This is a genomic window from Salinivibrio sp. AR647 (genome assembly GCF_001995415.1).
GTDB classification, from domain to species: domain Bacteria; phylum Pseudomonadota; class Gammaproteobacteria; order Enterobacterales; family Vibrionaceae; genus Salinivibrio; species Salinivibrio costicola.
The window spans coordinates 1-17805 of record NZ_MUFE01000017.1 but is presented as its reverse complement, the minus strand read 5'-3'; the positions used below and the strand labels follow the sequence as shown (position 1 = coordinate 17805).

General features: G+C 45.2%; 17 protein-coding genes and 1 pseudogene. 16 read left to right on the top strand and 2 right to left on the bottom strand.

What is annotated here, in order from left to right; all coding sequences use genetic code 11:
- From BZG76_RS14880 to BZG76_RS14855, 6 genes are all read left to right on the top strand, one after another.
- Positions 1–313: DegT/DnrJ/EryC1/StrS family aminotransferase (locus BZG76_RS14880; protein ID WP_198532354.1), on the top strand; the 313-nt coding region annotated here is incomplete at its 5' end.
- Position 314: 1 nt separating this feature from the next.
- Positions 315–1010, top strand: a complete 696-nt coding sequence (gene pseF, locus BZG76_RS14875; RefSeq protein WP_077461925.1) for a pseudaminic acid cytidylyltransferase — start codon at positions 315–317, stop codon at positions 1008–1010.
- 13 nt (positions 1011–1023) lie between these two features.
- Positions 1024–2073 (top strand): UDP-2,4-diacetamido-2,4,6-trideoxy-beta-L-altropyranose hydrolase, encoded by a 1050-nt coding sequence (gene pseG / locus BZG76_RS14870; RefSeq protein WP_077461924.1) that lies wholly within the window; start codon positions 1024–1026, stop codon positions 2071–2073.
- Positions 2070–2615 carry a UDP-4-amino-4,6-dideoxy-N-acetyl-beta-L-altrosamine N-acetyltransferase gene (gene pseH, locus BZG76_RS14865; RefSeq protein WP_077461923.1) on the top strand — a complete coding sequence of 182 codons (546 nt, stop codon included), beginning with the start codon at positions 2070–2072 and terminating at the stop codon, positions 2613–2615. Before pseG (BZG76_RS14870) ends, pseH begins: the two co-directional genes overlap by 4 nt.
- 4 nt (positions 2616–2619) lie before the next feature.
- The gene (gene pseI / locus BZG76_RS14860; RefSeq protein ID WP_077461922.1) at positions 2620–3687 is read left to right on the top strand and encodes a pseudaminic acid synthase; all 1068 of its coding nucleotides are present in this window, start codon (positions 2620–2622) and stop codon (positions 3685–3687) included.
- 80 nt (positions 3688–3767) lie between these two features.
- Complete coding sequence (locus tag BZG76_RS14855) at positions 3768–4754, top strand: glycosyltransferase 52 family protein (RefSeq protein WP_077461921.1); 987 nt, start codon at positions 3768–3770, stop codon at positions 4752–4754.
- 110 nt (positions 4755–4864) lie between these two features.
- On the opposite strand, the gene galE is transcribed toward BZG76_RS14855, so the two are convergent.
- Positions 4865–5878 carry a UDP-glucose 4-epimerase GalE gene (gene galE, locus BZG76_RS14850; protein ID WP_077461920.1) on the bottom strand — a complete coding sequence of 338 codons (1014 nt, stop codon included), beginning with the start codon at positions 5876–5878 and terminating at the stop codon, positions 4865–4867.
- 108 nt (positions 5879–5986) lie between these two features.
- Complete coding sequence (locus BZG76_RS14845) at positions 5987–6709, bottom strand: S1 family peptidase (protein ID WP_077461919.1); 723 nt, start codon at positions 6707–6709, stop codon at positions 5987–5989.
- A 589-nt stretch (positions 6710–7298) separates the two neighbouring features.
- Between BZG76_RS14845 and BZG76_RS14840 the strand changes: the two genes are divergently transcribed.
- From BZG76_RS14840 to BZG76_RS15295, 10 genes and pseudogenes are all read left to right on the top strand, one after another.
- Positions 7299–8465, top strand: a complete 1167-nt coding sequence (locus BZG76_RS14840) for a nucleotide sugar dehydrogenase (protein WP_077461918.1) — start codon at positions 7299–7301, stop codon at positions 8463–8465.
- A gap of 165 nt (positions 8466–8630) precedes the next feature.
- Positions 8631–10421, top strand: a complete 1791-nt coding sequence (locus BZG76_RS14835) for an ABC transporter ATP-binding protein (RefSeq protein WP_077461917.1) — start codon at positions 8631–8633, stop codon at positions 10419–10421.
- Between the two features lie 18 nt (positions 10422–10439).
- Positions 10440–11465 carry a UDP-N-acetylglucosamine 4,6-dehydratase (inverting) gene (gene pseB, locus BZG76_RS14830; RefSeq protein WP_077461916.1) on the top strand — a complete coding sequence of 342 codons (1026 nt, stop codon included), beginning with the start codon at positions 10440–10442 and terminating at the stop codon, positions 11463–11465.
- The gene (gene pseC / locus BZG76_RS14825) at positions 11462–12622 is read left to right on the top strand and encodes a UDP-4-amino-4,6-dideoxy-N-acetyl-beta-L-altrosamine transaminase (protein WP_077461915.1); all 1161 of its coding nucleotides are present in this window, start codon (positions 11462–11464) and stop codon (positions 12620–12622) included. Before pseB ends, pseC begins: the two co-directional genes overlap by 4 nt.
- Position 12623: 1 nt before the next feature.
- Positions 12624–13319 (top strand): pseudaminic acid cytidylyltransferase, encoded by a 696-nt coding sequence (gene pseF, locus BZG76_RS14820; RefSeq protein WP_077461914.1) that lies wholly within the window; start codon positions 12624–12626, stop codon positions 13317–13319.
- Positions 13320–13332: 13 nt separating this feature from the next.
- Positions 13333–14448 carry a UDP-2,4-diacetamido-2,4,6-trideoxy-beta-L-altropyranose hydrolase gene (pseG, locus tag BZG76_RS14815; protein WP_338013087.1) on the top strand — a complete coding sequence of 372 codons (1116 nt, stop codon included), beginning with the start codon at positions 13333–13335 and terminating at the stop codon, positions 14446–14448.
- A 12-nt stretch (positions 14449–14460) separates the two neighbouring features.
- A pseudogene (locus BZG76_RS15635) lies at positions 14461–14835 on the top strand (GNAT family N-acetyltransferase); the annotation flags it as partial.
- The gene (pseI, locus tag BZG76_RS14810) at positions 14801–15895 is read left to right on the top strand and encodes a pseudaminic acid synthase (RefSeq protein ID WP_443216267.1); all 1095 of its coding nucleotides are present in this window, start codon (positions 14801–14803) and stop codon (positions 15893–15895) included. The pseudogene BZG76_RS15635 and the gene pseI (BZG76_RS14810), both read left to right, overlap by 35 nt.
- A complete protein-coding gene (locus BZG76_RS14805) occupies positions 15892–17289 on the top strand; it encodes a hypothetical protein (protein WP_077461912.1) in 1398 nt (465 codons plus the stop codon). Before pseI (BZG76_RS14810) ends, BZG76_RS14805 begins: the two co-directional genes overlap by 4 nt.
- 340 nt (positions 17290–17629) lie before the next feature.
- Positions 17630–17776 carry a transposase family protein gene (locus BZG76_RS15295; RefSeq protein ID WP_108743689.1) on the top strand — a complete coding sequence of 49 codons (147 nt, stop codon included), beginning with the start codon at positions 17630–17632 and terminating at the stop codon, positions 17774–17776.
- Positions 17777–17805: the final 29 nt, after the last annotated feature.

Sequence of the window (17805 nt, the reverse complement as noted above, 5' to 3'; positions counted from 1 at the left end):
AGTATTGCCTTATCAATTAACCGATACCTATTCAGGCTTGCACCTTTATGTCATTCGTCTTCAATTGGCGAAGCTGTCAAAGACCCACAAGCAAGTGTTCGATGCGTTGCGGCAACACGGCATCGGTGTGAACGTGCACTATATTCCTGTCCACACCCAACCGTATTACCAGCAGCTCGGCTTTGGTCCAGGCGACTACCCACATGCCGAACAATACTACCAAGAAGCCATCTCGTTACCGATGTTTCATGCTATGACCGATGAGCAGCAAGACACGGTGATTGATGTCTTAACAGCGATACTGACGGAGTAACATGAATATAGCGATTATTCCTGCGCGCGGCGGCAGTAAACGGATACCACGAAAAAACATTAAGCCTTTTCATGGTAAGCCGATGATTGCTTATTCGATTGAAGCGGCGATTGCCTCGGGCTGCTTTGATAAGGTGATTGTGTCAACAGACGATCAGGATATTGCCGATGTTGCGAATCAATACGGCGCAGAGGTGCCATTTTTGCGTCCGGCAAACATTGCCGATGATTATGCGACCACGATGGACGTCATGGCTCACGCGATTCAGTGGTGCCAAGACGCAGGTTTTAATATTGAAGCTGTGTGCTGCTTATATGCCACTGCGCCGTTTGTTCAGGCTGACGATCTCAAGGCTGGCTATCAGTTGCTAAACACGGAAAACGTCCAGTTTGCCTTTAGTGCCACATCCTTTCCGTTTCCCATCCAGCGTGCAATTAAATTAGATGCAAACGGTGCTGTGTCTATGTTCTCGCCAGAGCAGGAGCAAGTGAGATCACAAGATCTGGAAGAGGCGTATCACGACGCAGGGCAGTTCTATTGGGGCAAAGCCAGTGCGTTTCTCAACAAGCTGTCAATTTTCTCACCGCATTCTAAGGCTGTGCTTTTACCGCGTCATCGTGTCCAAGATATCGACACCCCCGAAGACTGGGATATCGCCGAGTCGCTATTTTCAGCCTTAACACTTGCGAACAAGTAGCGTGGCAAGAATCATGAAAGTTGTATTTCGCGTTGATGCATCGGTTTGGATTGGCAGTGGGCACGTGATGCGGTGTTTGGTCCTCGCCGATGAGTTAGTGAGCCATGGTCATGATGTGAGCTTTGCGTGTTTACCTCTGCCTGGTGATCTTATTTGGTTGATTGAGCAAAATGGATTTGCAGTCATTCGACTCACACCTAGCGAGCATTACCAAAAGGCTTGCTTTGATGGAGATTATAGGGCTTGGCTAACACGAAGTGAACAAGAAGACGCAAACGATTTTATCAATAAATCTGATTTTACTGAATGGATCGTTGTTGATCATTATGGGATTGGCTATCTTTGGGAGCAAAAAATAAAAGATAACTTGGACTGTAAGATACTAAGTATTGATGACTTGAATAGAGATCACGAATCGGATTTGATACTTGATCAAAATTTATGGCCTGAGATGTATCAGCGTTATTCAAAATGTTTAGCTCAGAAACTATTAGGCCCAACGTATGCGCTATTGCGTCCTCGTTTTCGAGAGCTGAAAATAAACCCACCTTCAAAAGTGAACCAAGTGATCGCTTTTTTCGGAGGTGGAGATTTAACACATGAGTGTCGTAAGTTACTCACAGCGGCTACTGCAATAGACTATTTGCCGTTTAAGTTAAAAGTTGTCACCGGTAGACAAAATAACGATCACGAAGAACTTGTCTGCTTTCAACAACAGGGAAACATTACTATTGCGCCTTTCTTGAGTGATTTTGAGCATGAACTCGCAAGAAGTAGGTATGCGATCGGTGCATCAGGTATCAGTAATTGGGAGCGGTTTTGTCTAGATATACCCTCGTCAATTGTATCTGTCGCCGAAAATCAGCGAGAGTTATCAACATTTCTATCTGAAAGGCATTATGTGTCATTCCTTGGCGATGGCATGAGTACGACAAGCGACGTATATTGTGAGGAGCTCAATCGCCTCGCCAAAAATTGGAATCACATTCCTGAATATGCACATTTAGATGTAGATGGGTTAGGGGCTAAACGCATTGTAAATGCTATGGGGCTTATTAAATGAGTACAGAAAAGATGTATCTTGCACCACTTTGCAAGGAAGACTTAGATATGATTTTGGTTTGGAGGAATGAGCCAGAAACCCGCTCAAAAATGTATACTAGTCATCAGATTTCTCATAAGGAACATTACGATTGGTTTGAGCGTTTACAAGAGGATAAAACGAAAGCCTACTTTTTGGCTGTTTTAAATGATGAGCCTGTTGGAGTTATTGGCTTCTCCGAAATAGATAAGATAAAAGGTATTGCGACGTGGGCATTCTATGCTGCTCCCAATGCGCCTAGAGGCACGGGCTCTCTAATGGAATACTATGCTTTAGAACATGCATTTGAAAAGCTGGCCTTACATAAGCTTCGTTGTGAAGTGTTAGGATTCAATACTGTAGTCATAAAACTCCATAAAAAATTCGGTTTTAAAGAAGAGGGCGTGCACCGAGATGCTTTTCATGATGGGAGTGTCTATCATGATATTGTTCACCTTGGTATTTTCAAGCAAGAGTGGTTGGATGCCAGGGAAGAGTTAAAAACGAAACTTAAAATAGCGTGATATAATGAAAAAAGAAATCTGTATTAACGGTAGAAAAGTTGGGAGAACACATCCCCCGTACATCATTGCAGAGCTATCAGCTAATCATAATGGCGATATTAACCGTGCCTTTCAGATCATGGAAGAAGCAAAAAAAGCCGGTGCCGATGCGATAAAACTGCAAACCTATACGCATGACACCATTACCCTGGACTGTGACAGTGAAGATTTTCAAATTCATGGCGGTCTTTGGGATGGACAAACCTTGTATGAACTTTACAAAGGTGCACACATGCCCTGGGAATGGCATAAGCCACTGTTTGAAAAAGCCAAAGAGTTGGATATCACGATTTTCAGCTCTCCCTTTGATTTTACCGCCGTAGATTTATTGGAAGAGCTGGATGCGCCGGCCTATAAAATTGCGTCTTTCGAAGTGATTGATTTGCCGCTCATTAAGCGGGTCGCGCAAACGGGCAAACCCATGATTATCTCCACAGGGATGGCGAATGAACAAGAAATTGCTGATGCAATTAAAACAGCGAAAGACAATGGGTGCCAAGAGTTAGTGGTGCTGCACTGTGTCAGTGGCTATCCAGCGCCTGCTGACCAATATAATCTACGCACCATCGCGGATATGGCTGAGCGCTTTGATGTGCTTTCGGGCCTATCAGATCATACCATTGACAATGCAACGGCGGTGACTTCTGTCGCATTGGGCGCTTGTTTAATCGAAAAGCATGTCACGTTAGACCGTAATGGTGGTGGTGCTGATGATAGCTTCTCGTTGGAGCCAGCTGAACTTACTGCTTTATGTCGAGACACGAAAACAGCATGGCAAGCCTTGGGTAATGTGAACTATGAACGGACTGAAGCTGAGAAAGGCAATGTAAAATTCCGTCGTTCGTTATATATCGTAAAAGATATTAAGGCGGATGAAATATTGACGGAGCAACATGTTAGAAGTATTCGGCCGGGGTTTGGTTTGGCGCCGAAATATCTAGAGGCCGTGATTGGAAAAAAAGCTAACTCTGATATAGCCTTTGGTACTCCGCTTAGTTGGGATATGATTTCAAACCCTGATATTGAAATCTAGCTATGCAATAACCGGTGGAAAAGAGCTAAGCGCCATATCAATCAATATGGCGCTTTAAAAATAGTTATGATGAGTTATGTATGAATGTATTCTTAGTGACATCACCTTTCCAATATCTTTGTGCTTTAGAAGCAAAAAAACACTACAAAACTAAAAATAATGTATTATTTTTAGTTGATCAAAGTAGTACCCGTGGTCTCGAACAGCAGGAAAAAATCTTTAACCCGCGTGAGTGGAATTATGTGATCACAACAACAAGAAAAAATAGAACGATAAATATCCCTAAGGCGATAAAAAAGATAAAAGACATTATCAAGGGAGAGCAGATCGATACGTTCTTTTATGGGGAATATAATGCGTGGCGGACTAAGTTAGTCGCAGAGAACTTCTGTATAAAAAAAGATGTGTACTTTGATGACGGCACGCTAACAATTAACGAATTGCGTGAATTCATTGAAACAAAAAAGACGTATTCTCGAAGTCGATTGTTACAAGATATATTATTAAAACTATACGGTTGTAAACCCACGACGAAGTCTTTACCGAGAGAAAATTTGGAGCTATTCACGATTTTTGATCTGAATAGCAGCACGGTTAATATCGAAAGGAATACGTTTAGCCACTTAAAGGCACATTACAACCACAGCGATCTTTTCTCTGAGCACGCGCCGATAGGCTTTATCGGACAAGGTGCTGTAGGGCATAAAGGTGGACAGTCTGTGTCGTCGTACGTAGAGCGTGTATCACGATTTGCGAAAAGCACGAAGAACGGTATTACATACTTTCCTCATCGCACCGAATCGCACGACGTTGCAAAAGCAATTGCGAATATAGAAAACCTGACGTATCACAGAAGCACCTTACCTCTAGAGCTTGAGCTAATAGAGAAAAAAATACAATTATCCTGTTTGTATGGTATGAACTCAACGGCACAATATACCGCCAAGCTTTTCTATCCCGACATGCCGATTTATAACTTAATCTCCGATAAAGAAAACTTGAGCCCACGTAATGAGAGAATCAGGTTATTTTATAAAGAGTCGGGGATTGAAGAGATGCTAATTTAAGGTTCTCGGGAGCTTGAATACAGAGCGCTTCGCTTACAGAATACGGAGAAGAGCAAGACCAGGCACGATATGCTTTTTCCGTATTCCGTTCCTTAGGCTTTTTCTAGTCTCTAATCCCCATACCCATTCGGGTTTTTCGACTGCCAGCGCCAGGTGTCTTCTACCATGGTTTGCAGATCGCGTGTGGCGGTCCAGCCTAACGTTGCTTTAGCATAAGCCGGATCAGCGTAGCATTCGGCGATGTCGCCGGCGCGGCGGGGTTTGATTTCGTAAGGGATTGAGCGCTTCGCCGCGGCTTCAAATGCATGCACCATTTCCAACACACTGTTGCCTTGGCCGGTGCCGAGGTTAAAGATATGAGTGCCAGGTTGATGAGCCATTTTATCCAGCGCGGCTAAATGCCCATCGGCCAGATCCACCACGTGAATATAATCACGTACGCCGGTGCCGTCGGGGGTGGGGTAATCATTACCAAACACGCCCAGTTTTTCGCGTCGGCCCACCGCCACTTGTGCCACAAAAGGCAGCAAGTTATTGGGTTTGCCTTGTGGATCTTCACCCAGTAACCCCGATTCATGCGCACCGACCGGGTTAAAGTAACGCAGCAGGGTGATGCTCCAATCTGGATTAGCATGGTGAAAATCCTGCAAGCATTCTTCCACCATTAATTTGCTTCGGCCATAGGGGTTAGTGGCTGAGGTAGGGAAGTCTTCTTTGATTGGTACCGATGCCGGATCGCCATAAACCGTGGCGGATGAGCTGAAAATGAGCGATTTAACGYTTGCTTGCGCCATTGCCGCGACAAGGTTCAAGGTGCCTGCAACGTTGTTGTCGTAATATTTTAAAGGCAGAGTGACTGATTCGCCGACCGCTTTTAGCCCAGCAAAATGGATCACGCTATCAATCGGATGGGCAGAGAGCACCGAATCTAAAAATGCGCGATCACGAATATCCCCTTCAATAAACAGCGGGCGAGTGCCTGCTACCTGCTCGATGCGATCTAACACCAAGGGTTTACTGTTACATAGATTATCAATGATGATGGGGGTGTGGCCCGCTGCGAGCAACTGAATACAAGTGTGGCTACCAATATAGCCCATGCCGCCGGTGACGAGTACGTTCATGATGTGCTGCCTAGTTTATTGTCCAGCGGCGAAGTTTAGCAGGGGAATCGCCAACAGACTAGAGGCGCCTATTACGCGCCCCTAGGTAGCAAAACAAAAGAGCCTGATTTATGGGTGTCCGGTTAGCACGCCTTCGCCTTGGGCTGACCACTGTGGCGATTCTAGCCCGCCGTAGCGTGCCGCGTTCACCTCTAACCAGGGGCGAAGATAATTGATAGCGACAAAGATCGTCATGCGATCTAAGTTCAATGTTTGGCCTGAGTCTAACCGTGTACGCTCGGGATAGGCATAGCCGACTAAAATGCCCACAAGCTCCTGTTCAGCGTTAAACGCACCGCCACCGCTCATCCCCCCTCTGACCGGCGCATCAGTGATGCTTGACGGACAATCCTCCACCTCGGGAAAGCCTCGGATCATCAAATCCATGTAATACAGCCCTTCAGCCGTTAACACATCACCATTACTCGCATGGCCAAACACTTGCACGGGATCGCCTTGATACACCAACCCCAAATCAGGGAGCGGATGACGGCGGTTGTCTGCTGCAATTAGCGCCACGTCGCACACTGGGTGCCGAGCAATTACTTTGCTTTCAATAAATTCGCCAACATGTGCTGCGGTTAAACTGAGGGTGGGGGTAATGGGCACACTAGTCCCAAACTTGCCTTTTTGCGCAAAGCTTTGCGGTTTTTCCAGTGCCAACGCAGGGTGACTATCCGTGATCTGATGTGTGCCATTCGCGGTGGTGCAACCACTGAGTGCGACGAGCAAACTTGCGATACCGAACACTATACTGAGCCTTTTGAAGAGCACAGGGCAACACAGGGTCATACACCCTCCTTACTTAACCACTACCACTACCACGATTAAGCCCTGATGCGCATCATATGGCTTATAGATTCACTATAGACAATAAACTCAATTAAAGCTCAAAAATAAGACAAAGACCGATTGAAAAAAGTAAGCTATTGAAAAACAATCTTTTATTATTTGAAATTTCATGCAATATACTGATTTTAATGTGATTAAAGTCAAATAATCATCGAGAGAAGGCACGATCAAATGCCTCTAAATATAGGCGAGTTTATGATGCTTGCTGGCGTGGCTGTTGTGAGCATCTGGCAAACAATGGCCACAACTCATTGTTTAATAAATGAACACTCCGTCCAAAAAACCATAGGAAAGCAAGCGTGTGCCTTTTATCACAAATTTTTATGTGTAGAATACGGCAGGCATTTTTTGCCCCGTGCTATACATTTGCGCCGTGCGAGCCAAAAGCGCGGTCAATCAGCACCTGTATCAAATAAAAATTAAAACTATGCGCTGTGGGGAGCGACACCTCCGGGCGGTAGCGTGTCTATTGATCACTGCCCCTATGCATCGCCACACGTTTAAAGCTAGGTAACCCAAGGAAAAATCAATGAAAATTGCTGTTGCGGGCACAGGCTACGTGGGCCTTTCAAACGCGATGCTGCTTGCCCAACTCTTTGATGTGGTCGCGCTCGATATTAATGAAGAAAAAATAACGCAGCTCAACCAAAAGCAATCCCCTATTGTTGATGCAGAAATCGAAGACTTTCTGGCCAACAAATCACTGCGCTTTACTGCCACATTAGATAAACACCAAGCCTACCAAGACGCTGATTTTGTCATCATCGCCACGCCTACCGACTACGACCCAGAAACCAACTACTTTAATACTCGATCTGTCGAGGCGGTGATTCGTGATGTGATGGCCATTAACCCGCAAGCGACCATGGTGATTAAATCGACGGTGCCCGTGGGTTATACCCAACAGATCAAACAAGAGATGGGAAGCGATAATATCCTCTTCTCGCCTGAGTTCTTGCGTGAAGGCAAAGCCCTTTATGATAACTTACATCCTTCGCGCATTATTGTGGGTGAGCAAAGTGAGCGCGCAAAGACGTTTGCCAGCCTCTTGCTCGAAGGCGCGCTGAAAAAAGACGTGCCAGTACTGTTTACCGACTCGACCGAAGCGGAAGCCGTAAAGCTGTTCTCTAATACCTACCTCGCCATGCGCGTTGCCTACTTTAACGAGCTGGATAGCTACGCCGAAACCCATGGTTTGAATACTCGCCAAATCATCGAAGGGGTAGGGCTAGACCCACGCATTGGCGACCATTACAACAACCCATCGTTTGGTTATGGTGGTTATTGCCTGCCAAAAGACACCCGCCAACTGCTTGCCAACTACAACGATGTGCCGAACAACTTGATTCAGGCCATTGTGGATGCCAACACCACCCGCAAAGATTTTGTCGCCAACGCCATTTTACGCCGTGAACCCAAAACCGTGGGTATCCATCGCCTGATCATGAAAGCCGGCTCAGACAACTTCCGCGCCTCATCCATTCAAGGGATTATGAAGCGCCTAAAGGCCAAAGGCGTTGAAGTGATTGTGTACGAGCCAGTCTTAAAAGAAGACACCTTCTTTCACTCAGAAGTCACTCACGACCTTGAAGCGTTTAAACAACGCGCTGATGTGATTGTGGCTAACCGCATGGTAGATGAAATCCGCGATAGTGCCGACAAAGTCTATACGCGTGATTTGTTTGGGACGGATTGAGAAAAAGTATCCATCTTCGCGAGGAACGTAATATTAAAGTAAGTTATAATTATATTCCTGTGGCATCACCCATCAAAGTATAAGAGTAAATGTTTTATTTTTAGGATAGGGTAAGAACTTAATTTATGATGAGTTGGTTATCAATGTTTTTATTTAGAGGCCAGTATGTATACTCGACTTAATACGCTGTTTAAATTATTAACAGCTAACCAGCAGAAAAAACTAGTATGGTTACAGATGTTGGTTGTGTTGATGGCTTTCGCTGAGCTAACAGGTGTCGTAGCTATAGGGCCATTTATGGCTCTAGTAGGTGATATCAGTCAACTACAAGGCGACGGGCGGTTTGCCCAATTGTACCAATACAGTGGGTTAGCTAATCCAAGTGACTTTATCTTCTGGGTAGGCGTTTCTGTGTTATTGGCGCTTACGGTTGCAGCTATGATCTCAATGTATACTACTTGGCGCCTCTCCCTATATGCGCAACAAGTTGGCGCCGAGTTATCGGCCCGTCTTTATCGCTATTATATGAATCAACCTTGGCTTTTTCATGCTGGAGGTAGCAGTAGCCAGTTAATCAATAAAGTCTCACAAGAGGCGAATCGCATCACTCAAAATATTATAGAGCCGGCGATGCAATTAGTCGCAAAGTCGGTCCTAGCAATAGTGATGATGACCACTATCTTCATTTATAATCCATTTGTGGCCCTAGTGGGGATGGCAATCTTCGCTTTTTCATATGCGGTGCTTTATCGTACTGTACGTAAAAAATTATCTCGAAATGGAATTGATATTACAAACGCCAACAGTCAACGTTTTTCTTTGATGAATGAAGGTTTTGGTGGAATAAAAGATACGTTATTACTAGGGCGGCAAGCTGATTTTAATAACAGTTTTAAATACGCAAGTGATCGATTTGGTTACTCTTTGGGCCTTACCCGAGGCTTATCTCAGGCACCACGTTATGCTATTGAGCTGGTTGCTTTTGGCTCCGTAATCTTTCTTGTTTTATATTTAGTAAAAAGTCATGAAGGGGATTTAGGAAGGATTTTACCTGTTTTGTCAGTGTATGCATTAGCTGGCTTTAAACTACTCCCTGCATTTCAGCAAATTTACCGAGGGGTAGCTCAAATTCGTGGGAATTTATCGGCTCTTGATAACCTAGAAGAAGATTTAATAGCTAGCCAAGGTGTATCTAGTATCACTCATACGCTAGATAAAATTAAGCCCATGAAACAGGTGAAGCTTGAAAATGTAACATTTCAGTATCCGGGTAAAGAAGTCCCAGCACTGTACGGCCTATCACTAAAATTACCAGTAAATCAAGTAATTGGTTTAGTCGGAGCATCAGGCTCAGGTAAATCAACAGCTATTGATATTTTACTCGGTCTTATTGAACCCAGCCAAGGTAGCTTACAGGTCGATGGAAAGCCAATCACTGCCGAAAATGTGCGTGCATGGCAGAACAATATTGGCTTTGTTCCTCAGAGTATTTTCCTCTCTGATGCGACCATCCGAGAGAACATCGCTTTTGGCTTGCCGCTGAACCAAATTGACGAGCAGAAAGTGCTTAACGCAGCGAAGATGGCGCATTTAGAAGAATTGCTCGAGCAACTGCCAAACGGTTTAGATACACGAGTCGGAGAGCGCGGTGTACAGCTTTCCGGTGGTCAGCGGCAGCGGATTGGTATTGCGCGTGCGCTTTATGATGATGCTGATGTGCTAGTGCTTGATGAAGCAACCAGCGCACTAGACGGCATTACCGAAAAGTTGGTGATGGATGCCATCCATGATTTTGCTGGCAATAAAACCATTATTATGATCGCTCACCGGCTCAGTACTGTTCAGCAGTGTGATTGCATCTATATGCTCGAACAGGGCAAAGTGGTGGATTATGGTACTTATGCCGAGTTATTAAATAAAAACCTCGAATTTAGAAAAATGGCTAGTCATAGCTAAAACTATTGGAATATTTCAATGCTAAACAATAAATCAGTCCTCATCACCGGCGGCACCGGATCGTTCGGTAAGCAGTTCATCCAGACCATTCTTGTTCGCTATCCTGACGTAAAAAAAATCATTATCTATTCGCGTGACGAGCTAAAGCAATTTGAGCTCAAACAGCTGTATCCGCAAAGTGAGTACCCACAACTACGCTTTTTCATCGGTGATGTGCGCGACAGAGAGCGCATGGTGCAAGCATGCGAAGAGGTGGATGTGATCATCCACGCGGCGGCGATCAAGCAGGTTGATACGGCGGAGTACAACCCAACGGAGTGTATTCGTACTAACATTGATGGCGCGGAGAACGTGATTAATGCGGCATTGAAGTGCGGGGTGAACAATGTCGTCGCACTTTCCACTGACAAAGCCTGTGCGCCGATAAACCTCTATGGTGCGACCAAGCTTGCATCAGACAAGCTATTTACGGCGGCAAACAACATTAAAGGCTCCCGTGACCTGAAGTTCAGTGTGGTGCGCTATGGCAACGTCATGGGCTCTCGCGGCTCAGTGATCCCGTTCTTTTTGAACAAGCGCCATGAAGGCGTACTGCCAATCACCCATGAAGACATGACCCGCTTTAATATCTCGCTACAAGATGGCGTCGATATGGTGATGTACGCGCTGGAAAATCACCTGGGCGGTGAAATCTTTGTCCCTAAGATCCCAAGTTACAAGATCTTAGATGTGGCAAAAGCTGTTGCGCCTGATTGTGAGGTTAAAGTCATTGGTGTTCGCCCTGGCGAAAAGCTGCACGAAGAAATGATCACCGATACCGATTCGCTCAATACCATTGATCTTGGYMATTACTAYGCAATYTTACCGTCTGTGTCTYAYACSCACACAGAGCAAGMRTACATGASGCACCAYAAAGCGGAGAAAGTGCCGTTTGGGTTTAAATATAACTCGGGGACTAACGAGCAATGGGAAAGCGTTGACAGCTTACGTGAAAAGATAAAGCAATATATTGATCCTAATTTTACGGTGGCCACGCAACAATGATCCCCTACGGCAAGCAAGACATCACGCAAGACGACATTGATGCAGTGGTTGACGTGCTGCATTCGGATTTTCTCACYCAGGGGCCAAAGGTCCCTGCGTTCGAGCAAGCTATTGCTGAGTACACCGGTGCCAAGCACGCGCTTGCCGTCAATAGYGCGACGTCCGCCCTCCACATTGCCTGTCTGGCSCTYGGGCTTGGCGAGGGCGATCGACTATGGACCACGCCGGTTACGTTCGTCGCTTCAGCCAACTGCGGGCGTTATTGCGGGGCGGAGGTGGATTTTGTCGATATCGACCCGACCACCTACAACCTGTGCCCTAAACAACTTGAAGTAAAACTCAAGCATGCAAAAGCCACTGGCACTCTGCCGAAAGTGGTGGTTGCCGTGCATTTGTGTGGTCAGTCTTGTGACATGCAAGCGATAGGGCAATTAGCCGACGAGTATGGCTTTAAAGTGATAGAAGATGCCTCCCATGCTATCGGGGGCAAATATCAGAATAAGCCAATCGGTTRTGGGCAGTATTCAGATATTWCCGTGTTCAGCTTTCACCCGGTTAAGATTGTGACGACGGCAGAGGGTGGCGTGGCGGTAACCAATGACGACGCCTTGGCTACGTCGATGGCGCTGTATCGCAGTCATGGGGTGACACGCGATCCTTCGCTGATGGAAGGTGAYAGCCACGGAGACTGGTATTATCAGCAAGTGGCGCTCGGTTATAATTATCGGATGACAGAGCTGCAAGCCGCACTCGGGCTAAGCCAAATGCAGCGCGTAGATCAGTTTGTCAGTGCGCGTCACCGCCTTGCCGCTCGCTATAACGAAAAATTGCAAGATTTACCCCTAGTATTGCCTTATCAATTAACCGATACCTATTCAGGCTTGCACCTTTATGTCATTCGTCTTCAATTGGCGAAGCTGTCAAAGACCCACAAGCAAGTSTTYGATGCGTTGCGGCAACACGGCATCGGTGTGAACGTGCACTATATTCCTGTCCACACCCAACCGTATTACCAGCAGATCGGCTTTGGTCCAGGCGACTACCCACATGCCGAACAATACTACCAAGAAGCCATCTCGTTACCGATGTTTCATGCTATGACCGATGAACAGCAAGACACGGTGATTGATGTCTTAACAGCGATACTGACGGAGTAACATGAATATAGCGATTATTCCTGCGCGCGGCGGCAGTAAACGGATACCACGAAAAAACATTAAGCCTTTTCATGGTAAGCCGATGATTGCTTATTCGATTGACGCGGCGATTGCCTCGGGCTGCTTTGATAAGGTGATTGTGTCAACAGACGATCAGGATATTGCCGATGTTGCGAAGCAATACGGCGCAGAGGTGCCATTTTTGCGTCCGGCAAACATTGCCGATGATTATGCGACCACGATGGACGTCATGGCGCATGCGATTCAGTGGTGCCAAGATGCAGGTTTTAATATTGAAGCTGTGTGCTGCTTATATGCCACTGCGCCGTTTGTTCAGGCTGATGATCTCAAGGCTGGCTATCAGTTGCTAGCCAATGAAAACGTTCAGTTTGCGTTTAGTGCCACATCCTTTCCGTTTCCCATCCAGCGTGCGATTAAATTAGATGCAAACGGTGCTGTGTCTATGTTCTCGCCAGAGCAGGAGCAAGTCAGATCACAAGATCTGGAAGAGGCGTATCACGACGCAGGACAGTTCTATTGGGGCAAAGCCAGTGCCTTTCTCAACAAGCTGTCAATTTTCTCACCGCATTCTAAGGCTGTGCTTTTACCGCGTCATCGTGTCCAAGATATCGACACCCACGAAGACTGGGATATCGCCGAGTCGCTATTTTCAGCCTTAACACTTGCGAACAAGTAGCGTGGCAAGAATCATGAAAGTTGTATTTCGCGTTGATGCATCGGTTTGGATTGGCAGTGGGCACGTGATGCGCTGTTTGGTCCTCGCCGATGAGTTAGTGAGCCATGGTCATGATGTGAGCTTTGCGTGTTTACCGTTAGAAGGCGATATGCGCGCATTTATCGGTGAGCGGGGTTTTAACGTCATCACGTTGACGGCGCCCGAACAAGTCGTGAAACCGGCGCACGATGCTGACTACGCCGCATGGCTGCCAAAGCCCATCCCCGACGATGCGCACGATTTTATTCATCACGTGCATGCTGCAGATGTGGTTGTGACCGACCACTATGCGATTGAAAAACAGTGGCATGAAATCGTTCGCGCGAGGCTTAACTGTAAAATTGTCGCCATTGATGATCTTGTGCGCACCCATTGCGCGGACATGATCATTGATCAAACATTGGGGCGTCAAGCATCAGATTATCAGGCAGCGGGCGCTAACGTGCTCGCAGGCAGTGATTATGCGTTATTGTCGCGCTCGTTTTCCCGTCAAAGAGAGTGTGCGCTATCTCGAACATCGCGTCATGATCCCCGCGTACTTGTCTCAATGGGCGGCGTCGATGCCCCTAACGCCACGCTCAACGTGCTAGAGGCGCTATACCCTCACGTCAATGCAACGTTTACGGTCTTACTCTCGCCAAGAGCGCCGCATTATCATGAGGTAAAACAGTGGTGCTCAAATCATGACAATGTCAACCATGTAGACTTTGTGGCTGATATGGCCAGTCTAATGATGAGCCATGATATCGCTATCGGCGCACCAGGCACAACAAGCTGGGAGCGGGCATGCTTAGGACTGCCCAATATCCTTGTTCCCTTGGCTGATAACCAAAAGATGGTTTGTCAGCAACTGGTTAAGCATTATGCTGCGATAAAAGTGACGCTCGATGAGATACCAACTCGCCTACTGCACGCGTACCAAACCACCTTGAATCGGTGGGAGGCGCTGAAGGCCGCTAACCTAGCATTGTGTGATGGGCGTGGTGTAAAAAGAGTGGTATTTGAACTCGAACAACTGTGTCGTGATAACGTAAATAGCTATCGCCTTGAGCGTGCGTCCAGTCAACAAGATATTGAGTTAGTTTATTAGTGGCAATGTCATCCTAACACCAGAAAATATGCGCTTAATCCCAGTACGCCCACCTGGGAGCAGCATTACGCATGGATGTCGGCAAAACTCCACGCTATCAACGATTACTTTTATATGATTGTTGAACGGTATAGCGGAAAAAAAATGGGCGCTATACGCCTAGACCGACTGCGCGCCGAGCATTATCTTGTGTCAATTTTCGTTGATCCAACCCGTTATGGGAAGGGAATTGGCGCGCAAGCGTTAGCAATTATTGACCTAATACACCCCGATGTTACCGTGCATGCCACCGTCTTGAAAGAAAATATCCCATCGCAACGGCTTTTCCAAAAAGCCTGTTATCAACAAGCCGATGAAGAAACTTACATTCGACACCCCATTCAGTGAGGCCATTGTGAATCCATTTATGACCATAGACGGCCGGAAAATCGGCCCAGATCATCCGCCTTATATTATTGCAGAGCTGTCCGCGAACCATAATGGTGATATCAACCGCGCCTTTCAAATCATGGAAGAAGCGAAAAAAGCCGGTGCCGATGCGATAAAACTGCAAACCTATACGCATGACACCATTACCCTGGACTGTGACAGTGAAGATTTTCAAATTCATGGCGGTCTTTGGGATGGACAAACCTTGTATGAACTTTACAAAGGTGCACACATGCCGTGGGAATGGCATAAGCCACTGTTTGAGAAAGCCAAAGAGTTGGATATCACGATTTTCAGCTCTCCCTTTGATTTTACCGCCGTAGATTTATTGGAAGAGCTGGATGCGCCGGCCTATAAAATTGCGTCTTTTGAAGTGATTGATTTACCGCTTATTAAGCGGGTCGCGCAAACGGGCAAACCCATGATTATCTCTACAGGGATGGCGAATGAACAAGAAATTGCTGATGCAATTAAAACAGCGAAAGACAATGGGTGCCAAGAGTTAGTGGTGCTGCACTGTGTCAGTGGCTATCCAGCGCCTGCTGACCAATATAATCTACGCACCATCGCGGATATGGCTGAGCGCTTTAACGTACTGTCTGGCCTATCCGACCATACCATTGACAATGCAACAGCAGTCACTTCTGTCGCATTAGGCGCTTGTTTAATCGAAAAGCATGTCACGTTAGATCGTAACGGTGGAGGCGCCGATGATAGCTTCTCGTTGGAGCCAGCTGAACTTACTGCTTTATGCCGAGACACGAAAACAGCATGGCAAGCCTTGGGTAATGTGAACTATGAACGGACTGAAGCTGAGAAAGGCAATGTAAAATTCCGTCGTTCGTTATATATCGTAAAAGATATTAAGGCGGATGAAATACTGACGGAGCAACATGTTAGAAGTATTCGGCCGGGGTTTGGGTTGGCGCCAAAGCATCTCGAAGCAGTTATTGGAAAGAAGACAACGCAAGATATTGCGCGTGGGACGCCGTTAAAGTTTGAGTTTCTAAAAAAATGAAAAGAGTACTTCAATCACTGAAAATATTAGAGAAAGAGCCAGAGCAATGGATGGCTTATCTTCATGGCCAAAAATTTGAGGCGCTACCAAATTTACAAAAACGACCACAGGTTCGGAGTAAAGTAATACGTTTTTTAGCCATGTATTATAAAGCTATAGGAACCTTTGAGTTTTTCAAAAAAAAGAATAATAAAACCGTTGACTACTTGTTTCTAGCGGGTACTACTAATCAGAAACATGCTCTAATAGATGTGATCAATAAATTGGTTGAAGAAAATAATAGAGCTCTCTGTATTTACTCAAAAAACAACATTGATGTTGATGAGCAAGAAAGAGACTTTTTCATACCATTAAGCTTTACATTTAAGGACTTGTGTGAAGCGCTTGTTCTGAACGTTGTGAGATGCAAGTATATTCATAACGCTTTTAAGTTCAGGTCTAAAAAAATACTATCCTATCATCTGAATAGCATTCTATCTTCTCAGCTATATTTAGTGTTTTTTATTCGGATTCTCGAAGAGTTTAGGCCTTCATATATTGTTTTAAGTAATGACCACAGCACTATGAATAGAGCACTCATTGCAGTCGCCCATGAAAATGGGATAAAAACCGTCTACTTGCAGCATGCGTCTGTCAGTAATATATTTCCAGCTTTGAATTTTAATTATTCATTTTTAGACGGGAGGTCAGCTTTAGAAACATATAGAGAGTGCAAAAGTAACTGTCCATCATCACTACCAATTAAAAAAAACCAAAAAGTCTTTCTTTCTGGCCAAAAAAAGCGGATAAATAAAGTAGAACGTTGCAATCGAGAACTAGTTGGCATAGCTCCCAATTCCCTAGATGAAGACGGCGATATAAAGCAACTAGTTGAACATCTAATTCAAAAAAATTACAAACCACTAGTAAGATGGCATCCCGGATTGGGAGTAAGTAAAATCGAGCAGTTAAAGTCCAAGCTGGGTGACGCCGTTAGTTTCTCAGATCCGAGAGTTGAGAGTCTAAATGATTTTTTCAATAAGAGTATCAGCGTAGTAGCAGGTAATAGTAGCATTCTTTTTGAAGCTGCACTTGCAGGCTTGACGCCAATCTACTATCAAATCACAGAGTCGACAATAGAAGATTATTACGGATATGTTGAAAAAGGTATTGCAATTAAATGCGACTATCTAAGTAAAATCGATTTTTACATATCAGAAATTGAATCTGGTAAGTTGATTATTGAAAATGAAAATATTCGCTACTTTAGTTCAACTTATGACACCGAATGGTTTGGCAAAGAGGGCGAGTTAGTAGCGAGCATCTTAATGTCCATCTCCGGTGGTGAAAAACCTGTAATTGAATCAACTAGTTTAGATAATAAAAATGCGGGAAATACTATGCCTTCTAAATAGCATCTCTAAGGTTTTATAAAGCATTAGAAAAAATAAATGAAATTTATCAAAGTCAGACAAAATTTTCAATGCAGGCATTCGGCGTGAAATAATGATGTGCTCGAAAAATCAGAAGCATCTGGAGAACGTGCGTTGAAATTCTTTCATTCTACAGGGCAGGGAAAGCGCATGAAGATCCGCGCCACGCCTGGGCTAGCAACTTAATGACTAAGCTGCCACTTACGACTGAAAACCGTGCGTTATGCCCTATTTATTAATTAAAATAAGTGAAAACAAAGGATCAATTTGTTGATCATTTTCAGTGCGATTTAATGGTCTTCTAACGTTTAGGAGATTAAAAATGACAGAAGATAAAAGTCCATTTATGCATTTCGTTTCCATTGGAGACATTCGCCAAGAAGGTAAAGTTGAACATACGCTATCAGATATTATTTTGATAACGATTTGTGCGGTGTTGTCTGATTTGTGCGGTGTTGTCTGGTCATGATATCTGGAAAGGTATTAGTGATTATGGAC

Excerpts from the sequence above, each read along its gene's own strand:
- pseH (WP_077461923.1), top strand. The coding sequence starts at position 2,070 with ATGAGTACAGAAAAGATGTATCTTGCACCACTTTGCAAGGAAGACTTA.
- pseI (WP_443216267.1), top strand. The coding sequence starts at position 14,801 with ATGAAGAAACTTACATTCGACACCCCATTCAGTGAGGCCATTGTGAAT.
- pseI (WP_077461922.1), top strand. The coding sequence starts at position 2,620 with ATGAAAAAAGAAATCTGTATTAACGGTAGAAAAGTTGGGAGAACACAT.
- pseF (WP_077461914.1), top strand. The coding sequence starts at position 12,624 with ATGAATATAGCGATTATTCCTGCGCGCGGCGGCAGTAAACGGATACCA.
- pseG (WP_077461924.1), top strand. The coding sequence starts at position 1,024 with ATGAAAGTTGTATTTCGCGTTGATGCATCGGTTTGGATTGGCAGTGGG.
- BZG76_RS14845 (WP_077461919.1), bottom strand. The coding sequence starts at position 6,709 with ATGACCCTGTGTTGCCCTGTGCTCTTCAAAAGGCTCAGTATAGTGTTC.
- BZG76_RS14835 (WP_077461917.1), top strand. The coding sequence starts at position 8,631 with ATGTATACTCGACTTAATACGCTGTTTAAATTATTAACAGCTAACCAG.
- BZG76_RS14805 (WP_077461912.1), top strand. The coding sequence starts at position 15,892 with ATGAAAAGAGTACTTCAATCACTGAAAATATTAGAGAAAGAGCCAGAG.
- BZG76_RS14840 (WP_077461918.1), top strand. The coding sequence starts at position 7,299 with ATGAAAATTGCTGTTGCGGGCACAGGCTACGTGGGCCTTTCAAACGCG.
- pseG (WP_338013087.1), top strand. The coding sequence starts at position 13,333 with ATGAAAGTTGTATTTCGCGTTGATGCATCGGTTTGGATTGGCAGTGGG.
- BZG76_RS15295 (WP_108743689.1), top strand. The coding sequence starts at position 17,630 with ATGACAGAAGATAAAAGTCCATTTATGCATTTCGTTTCCATTGGAGAC.
- BZG76_RS14855 (WP_077461921.1), top strand. The coding sequence starts at position 3,768 with ATGAATGTATTCTTAGTGACATCACCTTTCCAATATCTTTGTGCTTTA.
- pseF (WP_077461925.1), top strand. The coding sequence starts at position 315 with ATGAATATAGCGATTATTCCTGCGCGCGGCGGCAGTAAACGGATACCA.